The sequence below is a fragment of the Peribacillus sp. FSL H8-0477 genome (assembly GCF_038002765.1).
Classification (GTDB): Bacteria; Bacillota; Bacilli; order Bacillales; family DSM-1321; genus Peribacillus.
Genome location: NZ_JBBODE010000001.1, coordinates 425,162 through 443,777 on the forward strand (window position 1 = coordinate 425,162; position 18,616 = coordinate 443,777).

18 protein-coding genes are annotated in these 18,616 nt (G+C 39.7%); 8 read left to right on the plus strand and 10 right to left on the minus strand.

Features of this window, described 5'->3' with window-relative positions; all coding sequences use genetic code 11:
• Positions 1-5: 5 nt before the first annotated feature.
• The 4 genes from MHI18_RS02255 to MHI18_RS02270 form a co-directional block, all read right to left on the minus strand.
• Entirely contained in the window at positions 6-941 is a 936-nt protein-coding gene (locus MHI18_RS02255; RefSeq protein ID WP_340845795.1) for an alpha/beta hydrolase, read from the minus strand.
• Positions 942-1,454: 513 nt separating this feature from the next.
• Positions 1,455-2,093 carry an SdpI family protein gene (locus tag MHI18_RS02260; RefSeq protein ID WP_340845796.1) on the minus strand — a complete coding sequence of 213 codons (639 nt, stop codon included), beginning with the start codon at positions 2,091-2,093 and terminating at the stop codon, positions 1,455-1,457.
• Entirely contained in the window at positions 2,077-2,358 is a 282-nt protein-coding gene (locus tag MHI18_RS02265; RefSeq protein ID WP_340847545.1) for an autorepressor SdpR family transcription factor, read from the minus strand. Before MHI18_RS02265 ends, MHI18_RS02260 begins: the two co-directional genes overlap by 17 nt.
• 149 nt (positions 2,359-2,507) lie before the next feature.
• Complete coding sequence (locus MHI18_RS02270) at positions 2,508-3,236, minus strand: MOSC domain-containing protein (protein WP_340845797.1); 729 nt, start codon at positions 3,234-3,236, stop codon at positions 2,508-2,510.
• 342 nt (positions 3,237-3,578) lie between these two features.
• On the opposite strand from MHI18_RS02270, the gene MHI18_RS02275 reads away from it, so the two are divergent.
• The 5 genes from MHI18_RS02275 (at position 3,579) to MHI18_RS02295 (ending at position 9,060) form a co-directional block, all read left to right on the plus strand.
• A complete protein-coding gene (locus MHI18_RS02275) occupies positions 3,579-4,892 on the plus strand; it encodes an anaerobic C4-dicarboxylate transporter (protein WP_340845798.1) in 1,314 nt (437 codons plus the stop codon).
• A gap of 204 nt (positions 4,893-5,096) precedes the next feature.
• Complete coding sequence (locus tag MHI18_RS02280) at positions 5,097-6,014, plus strand: peptidase U32 family protein (protein WP_340845799.1); 918 nt, start codon at positions 5,097-5,099, stop codon at positions 6,012-6,014.
• A 20-nt stretch (positions 6,015-6,034) separates the two neighbouring features.
• A complete protein-coding gene (locus tag MHI18_RS02285; RefSeq protein ID WP_340845800.1) occupies positions 6,035-7,264 on the plus strand; it encodes a peptidase U32 family protein in 1,230 nt (409 codons plus the stop codon).
• Between the two features lie 216 nt (positions 7,265-7,480).
• Positions 7,481-8,347 carry an ABC transporter ATP-binding protein gene (locus MHI18_RS02290; protein ID WP_340845801.1) on the plus strand — a complete coding sequence of 289 codons (867 nt, stop codon included), beginning with the start codon at positions 7,481-7,483 and terminating at the stop codon, positions 8,345-8,347.
• A complete protein-coding gene (locus MHI18_RS02295) occupies positions 8,344-9,060 on the plus strand; it encodes an ABC transporter permease (protein ID WP_340845802.1) in 717 nt (238 codons plus the stop codon). Before MHI18_RS02290 ends, MHI18_RS02295 begins: the two co-directional genes overlap by 4 nt.
• Positions 9,061-9,158: 98 nt before the next feature.
• Here MHI18_RS02295 and MHI18_RS02300 read toward each other — a convergent pair whose 3' ends face one another.
• The 3 genes from MHI18_RS02300 to MHI18_RS02310 all read right to left on the minus strand — a co-directional run bounded on the left by MHI18_RS02300 (position 9,159) and on the right by MHI18_RS02310 (position 11,832).
• On the minus strand, positions 9,159-9,731 hold the full coding sequence (locus MHI18_RS02300; protein WP_340845803.1) for a DUF6944 family repetitive protein: 573 nt from the start codon (positions 9,729-9,731) through the stop codon (positions 9,159-9,161).
• 146 nt (positions 9,732-9,877) lie between these two features.
• Positions 9,878-10,954, minus strand: coding sequence for a metallophosphoesterase (locus tag MHI18_RS02305; RefSeq protein WP_340845804.1), 1,077 nt, complete (start codon positions 10,952-10,954; stop codon positions 9,878-9,880).
• Between the two features lie 53 nt (positions 10,955-11,007).
• On the minus strand, positions 11,008-11,832 hold the full coding sequence (locus tag MHI18_RS02310) for a hypothetical protein (protein ID WP_340845805.1): 825 nt from the start codon (positions 11,830-11,832) through the stop codon (positions 11,008-11,010).
• 78 nt (positions 11,833-11,910) lie between these two features.
• On the opposite strand from MHI18_RS02310, the gene MHI18_RS02315 reads away from it, so the two are divergent.
• The gene (locus MHI18_RS02315; protein ID WP_340845806.1) at positions 11,911-12,450 is read left to right on the plus strand and encodes a hypothetical protein; all 540 of its coding nucleotides are present in this window, start codon (positions 11,911-11,913) and stop codon (positions 12,448-12,450) included.
• Positions 12,451-12,602: 152 nt separating this feature from the next.
• Here the strand turns inward: MHI18_RS02315 and MHI18_RS02320 are convergent, their stop codons facing one another.
• The gene (locus MHI18_RS02320; protein ID WP_340845807.1) at positions 12,603-13,361 is read right to left on the minus strand and encodes a TrmB family transcriptional regulator; all 759 of its coding nucleotides are present in this window, start codon (positions 13,359-13,361) and stop codon (positions 12,603-12,605) included.
• A gap of 122 nt (positions 13,362-13,483) precedes the next feature.
• On the opposite strand from MHI18_RS02320, the gene MHI18_RS02325 reads away from it, so the two are divergent.
• Positions 13,484-14,659, plus strand: coding sequence for an MFS transporter (locus tag MHI18_RS02325; RefSeq protein WP_340845808.1), 1,176 nt, complete (start codon positions 13,484-13,486; stop codon positions 14,657-14,659).
• 52 nt (positions 14,660-14,711) lie between these two features.
• Here MHI18_RS02325 and MHI18_RS02330 read toward each other — a convergent pair whose 3' ends face one another.
• Both MHI18_RS02330 and MHI18_RS02335 read right to left on the minus strand, forming a co-directional pair.
• Positions 14,712-15,917: a S1C family serine protease gene (locus tag MHI18_RS02330; protein WP_340845809.1), complete on the minus strand. Its 1,206-nt coding sequence runs from the start codon at positions 15,915-15,917 to the stop codon at positions 14,712-14,714.
• Positions 15,918-17,254: 1,337 nt separating this feature from the next.
• Positions 17,255-17,440, minus strand: coding sequence for a hypothetical protein (locus MHI18_RS02335; protein ID WP_340845810.1), 186 nt, complete (start codon positions 17,438-17,440; stop codon positions 17,255-17,257).
• A 193-nt stretch (positions 17,441-17,633) separates the two neighbouring features.
• On the opposite strand from MHI18_RS02335, the gene MHI18_RS02340 reads away from it, so the two are divergent.
• A complete protein-coding gene (locus tag MHI18_RS02340; RefSeq protein WP_340845811.1) occupies positions 17,634-18,614 on the plus strand; it encodes an ABC transporter substrate-binding protein in 981 nt (326 codons plus the stop codon).
• The last annotated feature ends 2 nt before the right edge of the window (positions 18,615-18,616 follow it).

An 18,616-nucleotide genomic window follows, 5' to 3' on the forward strand; every position in this document is an offset into this window, starting at 1 on the left:
CTCCTTTAACTAGGTACAAACGAAGCTCTCAAGCTGGCCGCACCCTCATTCAGTGCTTCAAGCGCTTCAGGTACAAAAGAAATAAAGTTTCCAAAACCATGAATCAGATCTTGATAATTTTTATAAAACACCGGAACACCGTTGTCTTCAAGTTTTTCAGCATACGCTTTCCCAACATCACGCAGCGGGTCATATTGTGCCGTTAAAATCGCAGCTGGCGGCAGGCCGCTCAAGTCTGGATAGAGAATGGGTGAGACATATGGATTCAGCATCTCGTCATCATGTGTAACATAATGCTTTCTAAACCATGTCATCATGTCTACTGTTAATAAATAGCCTTGAGCATTTTCACGGATAGAAGGCGGTTCTTGAGCATATCCAGTCGAAGGATATAGGAGGAGTTGATAGCAGATACTCGGTGTCTTTTTTTCCTTCGCGATTATACAAGTTACCGCTGCAAGATTCCCACCTGCACTGTCTCCGCCCACCGCAATTTGGTTATGGTCAATCGAAAATTCCTTTGCGTGCGATGCAATATATTGAAGAGAATCATAGGCATCTTCTACAGCAGCCGGGAATTTGTGTTCTGGTGCAAGACGATAGTCAACTGAAATAACCACACACTGAGCTGAATTGGCAAGTGCTCGACAAATTCCATCGTGACTATCCAAGTTTCCGACTACCCAGCCGCCGCCATGATAAAAAACTAACGCAGGCAAAAGCCCCTCGCTTTTCGGGCTATAAATACGAACTGGAATATCCCGGTCCTTTAGCGGTAAGATTTGATCCTCTACTTTATGTACAGCTTCCCTTTCCTGTTGGAAACTTAATGCCCCAGCATCCTGAGACCGATACATCTCTGGCGTCACCTGATCGATTGGCAATTGCGGCATTTCTTTCAACTTATCTAAAAAAAATTGAATTCTAGGATTCACAGTCATACATTCACTCCTTTTCTCCATAACAGGTTTCACTCATTAACTTCGATTTATTGACGGGAAAATCCTGCTTCATCTACTTAACCGATGATTATAAATTAGCCAGCAAGAGAAATGAGGTAATCAACCCGGGTTGTTCTTACGTCTGGGGATTTTAAACGTCTCAGTCCTATTAGTGTGCAGAAAAGCGGAATTTGTGTGCAAAGTATCCCATTTTCTGTGCAAATCAAGCTCATTTCTGTGCAGAATCGGTCCATTCCTGTGCAATCCAGCCATTTTTCTGTGCAAATGCTTGTCGTAGGGAGGAGAATTGATGTTACGGGAATGCTGAAAATGCTTCATTAAGTTGGATCTTTGTCGTAAATCAAAGCCAGTTAAGGGCTAGTTACCCTTTATCATAAGACCAACCATAGGCTATTTTCTCGGCACCACGTTGTGCAAGGAGATTCTGAGTTTAGGAGGTTTAGACCTAAATAAAAAGACAGTCAGATTGTGTCGACTGTCTTTCAAATGCGCTCATATCCCCTTCTTGTAAAGTGAATAGGAATATAATACCGGTGCTCCAACTAAAATGAGTGCGATGATCAGAACGATTGGCACCCAGTAGATATTCAAAAAGCCTCCAATGATTAGGCAAATTCCCCCGATTGTCCACAAATAGCCTGCCATATGATGTGTTTTATTCCAATTATCTGTACTATTAAGGGTCCATGTTAACCGAATTCCGACTGTATAGTTTTGCTTGCATTTAGGTAAATAATTTCCGAAGACTGTGATTAATATGCCTACCATGACAGGTGCTACTATTTCAATGGGAATGTTATAGCCAAGCGCTTTAAACAATGTTACCGGAGTTAAAATCAATGACATGATTGGGATAATCCATATTCCTACCTGTTTCAATACAGTTGAAACGTTTGCTCGTTTAGGGTCTTTTTCCATCATCCTTAAGACAAATTGATGAATAGCAGCCATGAGAATTGGCAATCCCCATACTGCAATTGCTTTTGGCACATAATTATCAGGGGTTCCCGAAGCATTCCAGTGGATGGCGATTTCACTTGGCAGCTTATTATAAAGCATTAAGCCAACGACAATTGGAAGTAAGCAAATCAAGGTTGTGATGATTAAGGTTCGGTCAACTTTTCTTTTCATTTTCTTTCCCTCCAAACTGTGAGAACCACAACATGACCTCTTCAAATACAGAAATGTTAATCTCGTAGTAGATGAAGTTTTTATACTTGGTCTCAAAAAGTAAACCTGCTTTTTTTAATTGTGATAAATGGTAGGAAATTGTAGCACCTGTCATATCAAAATGCTTTCCGATGTCCCCTGCTGATAATTTTTTATCTTTGAGCAAGACTAAAATTTCTCTTCGCACCGGGTCGGAAAGTGCTTTAAATGTTTCTGGAAACCCCACCATGACACCTCTCTTTCATTCTATTTAGAAATACCTCTAAATAGAATAATAATCCATTTTCCGGAAAAAGTCGATATCTATTTCGAAAATAATCAAAATAGATAACAATAGAGCCTTGCCGCACATACATGCAGCAAGGCTCTGAATCATCAATCAACCAGTACCACTTCATCTCCCACTTGTATTTCCCCTGTTTGCATTACGGAAGCATATACCCCAAAATGATTATTGCGTTGGTTTAATACCGTTTTTTGTAAAGATGGGTCCCGTTCTGCATTGTCAGGATTAACCGTTATTATCATACATCGTTCACAGTGTCTCTTAACCTGTATCTCCACTTGATTTCCTATTTTTAATGTCTTGCCAAACCACATTTCTTCCATGAATGGGGTTTGTTCGTTTAAGGCAAGGATTAAGTTTGGCCGAAAGCGCCTATGATTGAGTGTTTCTTTCCCCCAAATTTTCTGCAATGCATTTAGGGATTCATCCGATATCAGTAGAAGATGTTCCAATTCAATGGCCCCAATAGGTACATCAGTGGGTGAATACTTCACTAGGGAAATGGATCGATTTGAATCAGCTTCTATTTGTTTAGTTAATCCTTCATCTCCCCAACTCACTACCTTCCCCTCAGGTGTAGTTATTTCGATTAAGGGATATTCATGCATGGTTTCTTCTCCCAAAAATTTTGCTTTATATCTCGCCATATTTGGGCATTGTGTGATGGTAACATATTTTCCTGGACGTGTTTCATCTAAAAATGCATGGCTGCGATCTCCATATAATCCATATTCCATAACGTTCGTGGTTTTTACACTTTCTCCATAAAATGATTTTATAGGATGGCGAACAATTTCCTTTATATGTCCTATCAACATCTTATTCCCTCCTAAACAAAATCTGTTTTTATTATACTAATTTTTTTTGCTTGTATATTCGTGGTTCTGCCAAATGAGAAAATAGTCCTTATCTCGCTTGGCCTTTTGTCTCACTTAGCGTCATGACAATGCTTTGAACTGTTCATCAGGTAAGAGTTCCTGTAGAATGGGAACAATAAAAATATGAACAAGTTCGTGTTTCCCGTCCAAGGAAGACCCTATACGATATGCTCAAAAACAGATAATTCATAAAATGTTACTTATTTGGGGCATCACCTTGAACGGATTGCTATAGAATAGAGGTGCAAGCTATTAAATCTTGCAACTTAAGGAGACGACATTATGTTTTGGATTCATTTATTAATTTTACTCGGATGTATTATCATAGGTGCACGAATCGGTGGATTAGGACTAGGAGTTATGGGTGGCGTAGGGATTGCAATATTCGTCTTTATCTTTGGCTTACAGCCGACTTCCCCGCCAATCGACGTCATGTTGATGATCTTAGCAGTCATTACGGCCGCTGGTGCCCTTCAAGCTGCAGGAGGACTTGAATACCTCGTATATCTTGCAGAAAAGGCCTTGCGGAAAAACCCTAAATATATTACGTATGTTGCACCCATCGTTACGTATCTCTTTACTTTCTGTGCGGGTACCGGACATGTAGCTTATTCCGTCTTACCTGTTATCGCAGAAGTTTCGCGCGAATCTGGGGTACGACCTGAAAGACCGATGTCCATTGCGGTTATTGCCTCACAACAGGCGATTACGGCAAGCCCAATCTCAGCCGCAACTGTCGCGCTTTTAGCTTTATTAACCGACTTTAATATCACATTACTAGATATCTTACTTATTACGATTCCTTCAACATTTATTGCTTGTATGCTTGCTGCATTTGTTTCAAGCAAAATGGGGAAAGAGCTAAATGAAGATCCGATTTATTTACAAAGGTTAGAAGAGGGTTTGGCTCCTATTAGAAAAGATAAAAAAGAGTTTGTTGCCTCTAAGGGTTCAAAGTCATCGGTTATTATTTTCCTCATTGCCGCCGTATTGGTCGTGTTGTTTGGATCCATCGAAGCCTTACGACCAGGCTGGACCATCGATGGCGAATTTACTCGAATGGCTATGCCTGTAACAATTGAAATGATTATGCTTTCCGCTGCAGCCTTCATTATTTTAATCTGTAAAGCAAATGTTGACACGATTGTTTCAGGATCTATATTCAAAGCAGGTGCTACCGCCGTGGTCGCTATATTCGGTATTGCATGGATGGGTGATACCTTCTTCAATGGAAATGCCGAATTCATCACGAATAATATTTCGAGCTTAGTTACTTCAGCCCCTTGGCTGTTCGCAATTGCCCTGTTCATTTTATCGATTCTTTTATACAGTCAAGCTGCTACGGTTCGTACATTGATGCCGCTTGGAATTACACTGGGAATCAATCCAGCACTTTTGATTGCTATGTTCCCTGCGGTTAATGGTTATTTCTTTATTCCTAACTATCCAACCGTTGTCGCAGCGATTAACTTTGATCAAACCGGTACAACTCGGATTGGAAAATACATTTTGAATCACAGCTTCATGATTCCTGGATTAATTGCTACAGTAGCGAGTATCGGAATTGGAATCTTGCTAAGTATGGTCGTTCTATAATTGGAAAAAGGCGTTCGTTAAGAAAACTTAGCGAACGCCTTTTTTCTTTTTTATTCTAAAAAAGACATGAAATGTATGAAAAGCAGTCATTTCTGACTGGAAACGATGAGGTAAAATAATGGTGAGTTTGTACGTTAGCCTACATATTGTTAAACATTTTTTTAATACCTGCAGTTCTTTGAACTTAGTAAAGGAGATTATCGCATGATTGAACTACTAGCGACAGCAGAGTCCTTTGAGCAAGCGAAACACCTGATTGATTGCGGTGTGGATACCATTTATATTGGGGAAGAAACGTATGGACTACGATTGCCGTATTCCTTTAGCCGAGAGGAGCAGCGTGCTGTTATTACTTATGCCCACGCACATGGACGTAAGGTAAATGTGGCAGTCAATGCTATTTTACATAATGATCAAATCAAAACTGTTCCCTCCTATTTGACGTTCTTGAAGGAAAACGGTGTGGACCGTATTAGTGTTGGCGATACTGGCCTCATCCAGCTATTAAAGCAGCCTGATTATTATATTCCATTCATATATGATGCAGAGACCATCGTGACTAACCATCGTCAAGTTGATTTTTGGGCTAAATACGGAGCGGTTGGAGCTGTGGCCGCACGTGAAGTTCCATTTGAGGAGCTGCAAAAGATGGCGCAAGCTACACTGCCGATTGAAGTATTAGTCTATGGAGCTACCTGCATCCATCAAAGTAAACGAAAATTGATGCGAAACTATTTTAATTTTATTGAAAAAAGGGAAGATGTCAGTCGTCAACGAGACTTATTCCTCTCTGAACCAAAAGGTGATGATACCCACTATTCGATTTACGAAGATGGCAGCGGCACTCATATCTTCGCCAATAATGATCTTAACTTACTGCCCTATCTCGGCCAGTTAGCAGCCTCAGAATTAACCACCTGGAAATTAGACGGACTTTACTGTCCTGGGCGCTCCTTTGTTTCGATTGCCAAATTATTTGTTGAAGCTCGTGAAGCCATAAAAGCAGGTCTTTGGAGTGAAGCCTTAGGTGCTCAACTTGACCGTGCTTTACGCCGGTTTCATCCTGCAAAACGAGGTCTCGACACAGGCTTTTTCTTACTGAAGCCAGACCAGGTTAAATAAACGAAATAGGAGGCTCAATCATGACCGTCATTACAAAAAAACCGGAAGTACTTGCTCCCGGCGGTACGTTGGAAAAATTAAAAACGGCCATCTTTTACGGGGCCGATGCCGTTTATATTGGCGGAGAAGCATATGGACTGCGGACTCGCGCAGGAAACTTTGATTATACAGATATGAAAGAGGGCGTTAATTATGCCCATACTAATGGTGCGAAAGTGTATGTCGCGACCAATATGATGACGCATGAAGGCGATGAAGCCGGAGCGGGAGACTTTTTTCGGACCATTCGGGATATTGGCATCGATGCCGTGATTATTTCAGACCCAGCTTTGATGACGATTTGCGCAAGTCATGCACCAGGATTAGAGATGCATCTCTCCACCCAGCAGTCTGCCGTAAACTATGAAACACTGAATTTCTGGAAAGACTTTGGCTTAACACGATGTGTGTTAGGACGTGAAGTCTCTATGGAAGAAATGATTGAAATCCGTGCAAAAACGGACGTTGAAATCGAAGCGTTTATACACGGAGCGATGTGTATTTCTTATTCCGGACGATGCACTCTTTCCAATCATATGGCGAATCGTGATGCAAATCGGGGTGGGTGCTGTCAGTCTTGCCGCTGGCATTATGGACTATTTGAAATGGAAGAGCCCGGTGAGCATATACCGGTTACAGAACCCGGCACTGAGCCCTTTTCCATGAGTGCCGTCGACTTATCGATGATTTATCACATCCCAGATCTCGTAAAAAGCGGGATTGACAGTTTGAAAATTGAAGGACGAATGAAATCAATTCATTATGTTTCAACTGTCTCTAATGTGTACCGCAAAGCGATTGACAGCTACTGTGCAGATCCTGAGAATTATGTACTCAAGCAAGAATGGATTGATGAACTATGGAAAGTAGCACAACGGGAATTGTCTACAGGTTTTTTCTATGATGAGCCCACAGAAAATGAACAATTATTCGGCCAAAGACGGAAGATTCCGCAATACGCATTTGTCGGCCAAGTGTTAGACTACGATTCCGCCTCACAAATGGCTGTTATCCAGCAGCGGAATAACTTTGGTATTGGTGATGAACTTGAATTCTATGGTCCAGGCATGCGTCACCATCAAGAAGAATTACACTCATTATGGAATGAACAGGGTGAACCGATTGACCGCGCCCCGCATGCGCTGCAAATTGTCCGCATGAAAGTAACCCAACCGGTTAAGCCGAACGATATGATACGTAAGAGAAAATAATCGCATATGCTAAGGGCTTGATAGATGTCAATTAGTGACCTCTCATCAAGCCCTTTTTTTGCTGGGAAATAGTAAACTACTACGCTAGAAAACACACTAATTCTACTTATAAACCTACGTTTTTCTTCTCGAAAACTCTATATAATAATGGTGAGTTACAATATATGTATATAAAGGGTCAGAAAGTAAGGCTGTTCTTGGGATGGAGGAATAAGGATGAATATCGCGGTAAGTATTCAGAATTTACAAAAATCATACGGAGAACATGCTGTTTTAAAAGGAATATCCTTTAATGTGGTACAAGGAGAAATCTTTGCACTTCTCGGTACTAATGGAGCAGGTAAAACAACGACACTAGAATGTATCGAAGGGTTACGGACCTATACGAGCGGACAAATCTTGGTGAAAGGAAAAATAGGTGTCCAGCTTCAATCTTCTTCCCTCCCAGCACACATAAAAGCTTCGGAAGCCTTGACGCTGTTTTCTAAATGGAATGCTACTTCAATCAACCTTGAATTTGCCAACCCAATGGGTCTGGAAACAATTAAGAACAAGGCATATATGGAACTATCAACAGGTCAAAAACGTCGGCTGCATTTGTTACTAGCTATGATTGGGAACCCTGACATTCTTTTGCTTGATGAACCGACAGCTGGTTTAGATGTAGAGGCCCGAGTTGCACTCCATAATGAAATCCGACTGCTGAAGGAGCAAGGCAAAACGATTATTCTTTCCAGTCACGATATGGCGGAAGTGGAAAGCTTATGTGACCAGATGGCTATTTTAAAGGATGGGCAAATCGCTTTTCTTGGAACCCTACATGAACTGACGGCACAAATTCAGACCACTTTTCGTATCCAATTAAAGCTATCCTCCTCTGCTTTGTTTGACAGTCTCTTGCTTTCATCTTTTCTTGGGGAACAGCAGGGCTACCATGTATTTGAAGCGGATGATATCCAAAATGGATTGTATGAAATTCTTACCCAAGTTAGAGAGAAGAACATCCGGATTTATGATTTAAAACTGGACCACATAAGTTTGGAGCAACGCTTTATGGAAATTGCAAAGGGGGGAAAAGTATGAGCGCCTTACTATATGGGATTGCCCTTCAATGGAAGCTTGATATCCGAAATAAAGGGATTCTATTAACGTATTACATCGTTCCACTCGTGTTCTTCGTCTTTATGGGAGGGATCTTCACCTCCATTGAACCCGAAGCCAATCAAACAATCATTCAATCCATGACGGTTTTCGGGGTAACCATGGGTGCATATTTGGGCACCCCAGCACCGCTAGTTGAGCTGTATAGCAGTGAGATTAAAAAAGCCTACAAAGTCGGTGGAATCCCCTTATGGACGGCTGCATTAAATAATGCAGTATCAGGATTTATCCATCTTTTTATCATGAGCATGGTTATTTACTTTGCTGCACCATTTGTGTTTAATGCTGTCGTTCCCATCTATCCATCAATATACGTTATGAATCTTAGCCTATTCATTGCCGCTAGTGTATCAGTAGGTACAATCCTTGGTTTGTTTGTAAAAAGTTCCTCCAAATTGACAATGTTCTCCCAATTCATCTTTCTGCCGTCGATCATGCTGTCGGGAATTTTGTTCTCTGGTGAGTTGCTGCCAGACATACTTGTATATGCAGGTAAAATTTTCCCGTCCACATGGGGCTACCTGAATATGTGCAAAAATGTCTTTAATCTCTTATCGATGCTTCCTCTTGCAGGAATAATGATTACCGCCACAGTTATCAGTATTTGGAAGATAAGACATCTAAAAAACGAGTAACAATCAGTCAATAATAAAATGAAGTTTCACTCATACCCCTTAATTTAATACCTCTCTAGTTATCTTGTTTTAAGGTGTCCGAATCAGCTCCTATTCCCCTAGCTACTTTCATCGGTATCAGGGGAATAGGTTTCTTTTGTGACTTCAAGTGCACCTAATACAGAACCAACCGTTTGGATCCAGCTGCCGAGCACTTGTTCGAATTGCCCATCCTCTTCGTTACCGCTTCGAAGCTGTTCAATTCCACCAATTGCTTGAAGCGAGTTACCGATTCCCTGTAATAAATTAGAAATCACATTAATCGCTTCCCCTGGTTCATCTAATTGAGCAAACCCGTCATCAATCGCTGTAAACCCGCCTAGTGCCTGCAGCCAATTCCCTTTAATAACTAGTTCTTGACTGGTTATATCATCTACGGGCAGAACCATTCCACTGACCACGGTTGAATTGCCAATCGCCTGTAGTTCATTGCCGATTTTTTCCAAATTGAACTGCTCAATTGTATCTGCAATCAAAGCATTCCCAACCGCCTGCAAAACATTGCCTATTAAGCTTAAGTTGTTTAATTGTTGATTGGTTAGGATTGGAGAAGGTGTCGCCCCCACAGCAGCAATAAAGGTGCCAATTGCCTGTACCCAACTCCCAAATAACTCCTTTATCTGGTTATTCATTACACCTCCCCCCTGCTCCCTACCTTAATGATATTCAATCCTTGGTGTCTTTGACATATGTAAAAGCCCTCTAGAGAGTCTAAATAGGTCAAGTTGTTTAAAAAAACAGTCTTGCTCGCAGCAAGACTGTTCACCAGGAATCTTGATTATTCAAATTTCACATTAATCACATTAACTTCTGACCGGCTGCCAATCCGAAGCGGTGGTCCCCATGTTCCGAACCCCGAAGAAACTACCGATTGAAGAGTGTTTTTTCGTAAATAGCCCCAATCATTTTCATAGATTCTGCTGGTAATAAGATTGGCGGGAGCTACCTGACCTTTATGGGTGTGGCCTGATAAAAGAACATCGATTCCCTCTTCTTTAGCAATATCCAGGTCTAGGGGTGTGTGGTCCATCATAATGATTGGTTTAGTATGATCAAGTTCACTAACTAAATCACTGACGGCTTGTCTATTTTCATCTGTCACATCATTTCTGCCTACGATATAAAACAGATCGTCCACATTTACGGTTTCATCCATTAAAAGCTTAATGCCTGCTTTGTCCAGTTCAATTTCAAGTTTTTCTAAGTCATCACCGTAATAATCATGATTACCAGGTATCGCATAAACGCCAAGCGGGGCTTTTAATTCTTGTAATATCTCGCCAACCTGATTATCTATGTATGGCTGAATATGATCGTCGATGATGTCTCCTGGAATTAAAATGATATCAGGCTTCACTTGATTTGCCTTATCAACCAAACGTTGGATATGCGCGGGACCAACGATTGCACCAATATGCAAATCTGAAACCATTAGAATTTCCACATCTTCTACATTAGATTTTTTATCAACGGTCAGGTTATAATTCCGAATGACAGGGCTCCAAGCATTAAATGAACCGTAAATAAACACAAATCCATAAACTGCGAAAACGCTTATACCAACCCAAAAGATGCCTCTCTTCTTCATTAAAAAGACGAGTAGATTACAAATGGGCAACAGAATAATTCCATAGCCAATGATCATCATCCAAAAGTAACCAAGTAATTTAAAGACAAGAAGGGATGAAAACAGACCGATAAATAAGGAGCAGGACAGAATCACAATAATTCCGATATAGATCTTTTTATATTTTGCAAAACAAGTAGTCTTCAGCCAAACCCAGCCATTATAGCCGACATAATAACTGAGTGCAGCAAAGACGAGTGCAGCTAAACCAATCATGAGGATCATCATATGTATCGGTGATTCCTTTCTTTTTCTCTGATAGTTGAATCTTCTAAACTAGTCTAGTATAAACGAAAAACCTCCAATCGTTTAGAGATAAACCTTATTCTTTCGGGAAAGCCATATTCATTTGGTTCCTTAATCGGTTTACCAATTAATAAAAATAATATGCTCTGTTTATCCCGAAGAAGTTCCTCACTTAATATAATCGGGAATACTACCTTTGAACTCGGTGGAATCATTATTTTGCCTAGCTGATTCAACTCATAATTCACTAATACATTTAAATTGGCATCATATTCAAAATCAAAAGGATTATTAATAGCTAAATAATAATAGCTTCCGCTGCATACGGACTCTACCAACTTCTTCATCTTTTTATCTTTAAAAAGGGTTAGTTTTACTCCCTTATCATTCTGACAAGTATGTCCGTTATATTCAAACAGCTCAACATGATTAGCCAGGCTTTTTTTCTTTGCATTTTCTACTTGAATGGCAAAATAAAAAAAACCTATATGTCCTTTACATTCTTCTTCTATATAAAAAGGATTAAGGTAGTCTTCAGTTAGTAAATAAATAATATGATTCCCCGGCGGCAGATCTTCAAACGTAAATACAAAATCTACCTCACCGTGTCTTGGGACATTCACCAAATGATGGACCTTCTTTACCCCCGCTACACTAAATTCCAAAAGGGTTCCTTCTCCTTCTAGCATTGCATAAAAAATAATTTTTTCAACTTTTTCAGTCTCATGCATCACCCTTAATGTAGCTGTGAACTGACCAGCGTTACCCGATTTATAACTCAAAGTATGAAAATCCTTGATATATTCCTTATTCGCTAAAAAAAGAAAACCCCTACGCACTTGATTTGTATCTTGATTCATAGATTAGCCGCCATTCCTATTTATTTCTGTTAACTAATGATAAAATAAAATGGAAAATAATTCAAACAAGGAGAGGCTATGAATAAAACAAAGAAGATTTTAGTAACCTTATTAATCCTCTTTACAGCTTCCTTAATTGGAATTTTCGTTCTTTTTTATTCCTTCAACCAGGGAATGAAGGCCGATTCTAAAGAAGAAGAAATAATTCGCAGCAATGCTGAAGAGTATCTAAAAGCTACATTCACAGATGAGATGGGCAATCAAGAAAACCTTGACTATACAGCTAAGGTCCGAGACACTCAGTCCGGTACGGATTTTCTTGTGTATGTTAATGACGATAAAGGGGAAATCGAGGATTCTTTTATTGCAGCTATATGGAGAGATGATACGGAACTAGCATTGAAACCCTACATCGATAAAAAACTAAGAGACGATAACCAGCTGGTTGTCCTTTATGAAAGTCATATAGGTAAAGAATTAGCGATAGACCCTAATATACCGGTCAGCTATAAGGAATACAATGTGGCTCCCACGATAAGACTAACCATCCCACGCAAAAAAATAGACAAAGATGAAGACACGTATACTAAAAATTATCCACTCTATTCAAACAGATGACATTCTTGCACACGGTACCTTTATTGTTGAATATATCAGTACAGAGGGTGTCCCTTTAGAAGATGGCGAATGGCGGGAAACGTTTTAACTTCTCAAAGTTCCATCATAATAGCCCAAACAAGAGACCTTTTTAAGAAAAGGTCTCTTTCGCTCTAATAACGAAGATTCATTAAAACGCTTCGTATTTTCTCGTCCTTCATAACTGTATCTTGGTATCTTTGGGTAATTTCAGTTAGGGCAATGTCATGGTAAAAGAATTCGGTGAAAAATTTAACAAGTGGTCCAGATTGCGTCCGGATGGCCTGCCACTTACTTTCCTCAATCCCTGCAAACAGCATTTCTCTGTCATCCACGATGATTATTCTACTTCTCTCCAACGTATCATGATGAACATCAGGAACTAATGTTGACACTTCAGAAATCGACGTATCTAGTTCCCCAATCGTATGAATTTTTACCGTTATACCTGCCTTGGCTTTTCCCTCTAGTAATGGCAGATAATTTTGCAGGTCATCGGTCCATCCTGAGATAAAAACAGAGGATTCTGCTTGTACAATCATATCTTTCAACACTGATTGTATGGAGGAGTTGTCTTTCAGAGTCCAAACCCGATCATCCGCAGGCGCAGCTTTTCTTTTTCTATTCCTGAGTTTTTCGACATTATTTTCAAAGTCTTTTTTCAGTTTTTCAATTGTTGTTTCAATGGGGAGCGCCGTATACAATCGCTTTTTCTCAATCGTTGACTCCAAAATCAGTCCTTTTTCAGACAAGCGATGCAGCACTTCATATACTTTCGCTCGGGGCACGCCGGACTGCTTTACAATGGCTGTAGCATCCAGTGCCGTTCCGTCCGAAATAAGACATTCATATACTTGACTTTCGTACTGTGTGAAACCAAATTGCTGAAGCATAATTTTTTACTCCTTACTTCATTCTTGTACGTTTATCATAGCACAAAAAAACTTCCTCTTGTTTTCTTTCTAAATAAAAGTTACTATCGTAGTAGTAACTTTTATGAAAGAGGTATTCATCTATGGATAAACGCGTCTATTTATTTACAGTAGTTTCTTTTGTAGTCGGGATGGTCGAGCTGATTATCGGTGGGCAGCTGGATTTAGTTGCGGCTGATTTACATGTTAGCCTCGGTCAAGCCGGCTTACTGATTACCATTTTTTCACTAGTCTATGCTATTTCTGCTCCTATTCTATTGATTGCAACAGCGAAGATGGAACGAAAGAAATTAATTTTACTTTCTTTATGTGTCTTCTTCATAGGCAATTTGCTTTCTGCATTAAGTCCAACTTACAGTGTGCTGATGCTTGCTCGAATTATATCAGCCATAAGTGGTTCTTTACTCATCGTTTTATGTGTGACCACGGCATCTGCTATCGTTTCCGTTCAATACCGTGCCCGTGCTATTGGAATTGTCTTTATGGGTGTTAGTGGTTCATTAGTACTTGGCGTGCCCATTGGACTTGCTTTAGGTAATGCATTTAACTGGCGTGCACCGTTTATTTTTATCGCAATATTAACCATTCTTTCTATGGTTGGTGTGTACTTTTTCATGGGTAAATTCCCGCCTAAGCCAGCTATTTCTATTTCGGCTCAGCTTCAGACATTAAAAAATAGGAAAATCTTCTTTGCTCAACTGACAACCTTTTTGTTTATGGCTGGTCACTTAACATTGTACGGTTACTTAACTCCCTTCTTAAAAAGCGAATTAGGATTAAGTGCTGGCTCGGTTAGCATTGTCTACCTCATTTTCGGTATTGCAGCCGTATCAGGCGGAGGCATAGGCGGCTATCTTTCAGATCGAATTGGAACAAAGAAAACCATTCTATCTGTAATCATTGCTTTCGCTATCTCACTTTTCATCCTTCCCTATACAACATTCTCCCTTCCTATTTTCCTAGGGGTTATGTTTATCTGGAGCATGTTAAGCTGGGCAATGACACCTGCCTTGCAAAGTTATTTAATTGAAGCTTCACCAGAAACTGCAGATATCCAACAAAGCCTAAACAACTCTGCTCTTCATCTGGGTATTGCTTTCGGCTCCATGGTAGGCGGCATCATCATCGAACGATCCTCAGTCGAGTTGAACCCGACAATCGGCGGCGTATTCGTCCTTATCGCCCTATGTTCAGCTGCACTATCGATGAAACGAAAACGTAAGACAGCAACAGAAATTCACTATTCAAAAGCACAATAATAAAAGGAGGAGTGCCAGTATACGGCACTCCTCCTTTTTTATCTAATCAGTCTTAATAATCATCACTAGTTTGATTTTCTTCGTCTAAACCTTCTAAATCAGAATCCTCTTCGTCTACACTTTCTACATCAGAATCTTCTTCTTCCACTAAATCAGAATCATCCTCTTCGATACTATTGTCATATTCATTATCATCAACCTCTTCGTCTATTCCATCAGAATATTCATCACTATAATCATTGTTTTCTTCATCGGAATATTCATTAGTATCATCTTGTTCTTCTTCTGTATATTCTTCATCGTAGTTGCTATCCGTATTTTCATCTATTTCATTTTCTTCTTCATATGTTAAATCACCACCATATTCTTCTGATGAATTGTATTCTTCATCTTCTGAAAAATCGCCTCCATCAAAATACCATTCGTTTTCATTTTCCCAAAGGTCTTCATAATAATAATCGCCATTTTCGTTATAGAATAGATCCTGAATGGCATCTATACTCATTGGTGCATTCATCCAGTCGTTGACGAGCGAATAAATATCCTTAATTGGAATACTAAATCCTACTGAATCTTCATTTACCATTTTAGCAGAATTGACAGCAATAGCTTTTCCGGTATCTTTAGAGAGTAGTGGCCCACCGCTACTGCCAGGTGCTATCTGTGCCGACATCTGGTAAATATGATCATATGAACGTTCTCCGATGAAAAAACTTCGGTCAGTACCTGTGACATAACCCATTGTTGCCGTATTTTCTAAGCCTTGTGGCGTACCTAGCGCAATTACTTCCTGACCGACCATAGCTGGTGTTGACGTTTCAAGAGCTAGCGGCTTTTTCCCTGCAAGCTCAGGCACTCGGACAATGGCAATGTCCACTTCGTTAGAGTACCCGATAACCTGTCCAAATAGTTGGTTACCTTGTTTATCTTTTACGATACCATCTACGTTGCCCTCAACAACATGAGCATTTGTCAGGATATCTCCCTTATCGCTGATTAAAAAGCCTGAACCCTGGCTGGTTTCTGTAAAAATAGTAAAAACACTATTCTGAGCTTCTGCAATCAACTTTGGTAGATTCAAAGGTGTTGCTGGAGTCTTCTTTTTTACCACCTCTGTTTTAACTGGAGCTGGCTCTTTCAATTGCTTAACTATTTCTTTTTTTGGTTCTTTTACTGTTTCGATTTTTGTAGTTGGAGAGACAGATGTTTTCTCAAAATAGTAATACAATGAATACGCAAATCCAGTTGTGGTAAACAAACTTAATACGAGTAAGAATGGAAGTATTTTTGACTTCTTTCTACTTTTTCCACAGTTTGGACAATACTTCGAACTTCGATCCAGTTCTTGGCTGCATGAAGAACAATACAAAATAATCACCTTTTCCCCTAATAGTCTTATATACCTAATATTATATAAAAATACATTATTTGTCTATGAATTTAGAACTATTTTAAATAGTTCTAAATTCATCTTTTTTATAAAAAATTGACTACTCTCCATAAGACGATCCGCCCCTTTCCACCACATAAAAAATAAGCCATTTATACTTTGGCTCTTGTGAAAATAGCGTATCTTTATCTTTTCTGTTTAGCTGGATTCGTTTTTTCCCAGTTAGCGACTCTTTTTAACAAAACCTGCTCTCGTTGAGGCTGTGGCTTTATAATTTTCTCTTATCTGGCCTAGATTCGGCCCATTTCTTAACTTATTCGGCCCAAATTGACAATCATTCGGCCCATCCTGTGGATGATTCGGCCCAAACTCAAAAAGATTCGGCCCTTGCTGCTTGGATACCCCCTAGGGTTTGCTCTTTAGAAAATAGTGTATCTTTCTCTTTTCTGTTTAGCTGGATTCGCTTCTTCCCTGTTAGCGACTCTTTTTGAAAACCTGCTCTTGATGGGGATGTTGGCTTTACAATGTTCTTTCATCTGGCTAGGATTCGGCCCTTCAACCACTTATTCTTCCCAAACTCCAATAGATTCTCCCCTTGCTGATTGGATACATCCCTTTGATTTTGATCTTATGAAAATAGTGTATCTTGCTCTTTTCTGTTTAGCTGGATTCGATTTTTCCCAGTTAGCGACTCTTTTTAACAAAACCTGCTCTCGTTGAGGCTGTTGGCTTTATAATTTTCTATTATCTGGCCTAGATTCGGCCCATTTCTTAACTTATTCGGCCCAAATTGACAATCATTCCGCCCAAACAGCGGTTCATTCGGCCCAAACTCGAAAAGATTCGGCCCTTACAGCTTGAATACCCCATAGGGTTTGCTCTTATGAAAATAGTGTATCTTTCTCTTTTCTGTTTAGCTGAATTCGATTTTTCCCAGTTAGCGACTCTTTTTAACAAAACCTGCTCTCGTTGAGGCCGTTGGCTTTATAATTTTCTCTTATCTGGCCTAGATTCGGCCCATTTCTTAACTTATTCGGCCCAAATTGACAATCATTCGGCCCATCCTGTGGATGATTCGGCCCAAACTCAAAAAGATTCGGCCCTTGCTGCTAGGGCACTCCCCTTTGGTTTTTCTCGTGTGAAAATTGGCTGGATTCAACGCAAAAAAGAGTTCCCTTCACGGATGAAGGGAACTCTTTTTATCTTTAGTTGATCGATTTACGGGGTTCTGTTTTGGTCATGTTCTGGAACTTACTTTTCACGTTTTCGATGGTTTGTGGATCTACGTAAGATTTTAGGGTATTCATTGTCTTTTCGCGGGTTTGTTTGTTACGCATGAGGAAGGCCGCTGCTCCTAATGCTACCGCGCCAACCATTTTATTCGATGGCATGTATGTTCCCTCCTTTTATTTTCATGTGTTGCTCTTTTCATACTATTCCCTATCTTTGTATATTTAAACAATCACCAAATTACTCTAGAATAATATAAAATTAAAAATAGTATAAATAATCATTGATAATGATTATCACTTTCATTATAATTGGAATGTATTACAAATATTCTATAGGAGCGATACATACATTATGAAAAAATATTGGTTAGTTGGTACATCTGCATTACTTGCCTTAAGTCTTGCAGCCTGCAATGGCGAAAAAGAAAGTGAGCCAGCAAAAGCTGATACTAGTGAAAGCTCGTCTGTAGATAAATCTTCTGAAAAAGCAGACGCTGAACAGACCATTAAGTATTTAGGTGAGAGTTATACACTACCGGCTAACGTTGATAATATTGTAGCAGCAAGCTTAGAGTCTATGGAAGATGCAGCTGTTTTAGGTATAAAACCAACTGGTGTTTTATCGATTGGGAATGCAATCCCTACGTATTTAGAAAAGGAACTTGAAGGCGCTGAACTTATTGGTGATAAACGTGAACCAAATAAGGAAGCTATTTTAGCATTAGATCCTGATGTAATTTTAGGATCATCTAAGTACACAGAAGAAGTGGCTGCCAACTTAAATAAAGTTCAAACGATGATTCCATATTCACATATATCGACAAACTGGAAAGATAACCTGACTCTTTTAGGTGACTTAACTGGTAAGGAAAGTGAAGCATCCACGGTTATTTCTGACTATGAGAAGAAAGCAGCAGATGCTAAAGCGGAAATGAGTGCAGATTTCAAAGATAAAGATATCGTAGTCCTTCGCATCCGTGGCGGTGCGATTTATGCCTATCCTGCCGGCGTTTACTTGAATCCAGTAATTTATGAAGATTTAGGTGCACCTGTTCCTGAAGTGATCACACAAACTGAAGCACAAGCTGAATTATCTCTTGAAGCCCTGACTAAGATAAATCCAGACGTGATTTTCTTGCAGTTTGAAACATCAGAAAATCCAGAATCACCAGCTGCTTTAGATGACTTAATGGCTAATCCTATTTTCTCAAAACTAGATGCTGCTAAAAATAAAAAAGTGTTTGTAAACTCGGTTGACCCGCTTGCTCAAGGCGGTACAGCATGGTCTAAGATTAAGTTCCTAGATGCTGCAATTGAAAATCTTTCTAAGTAAGG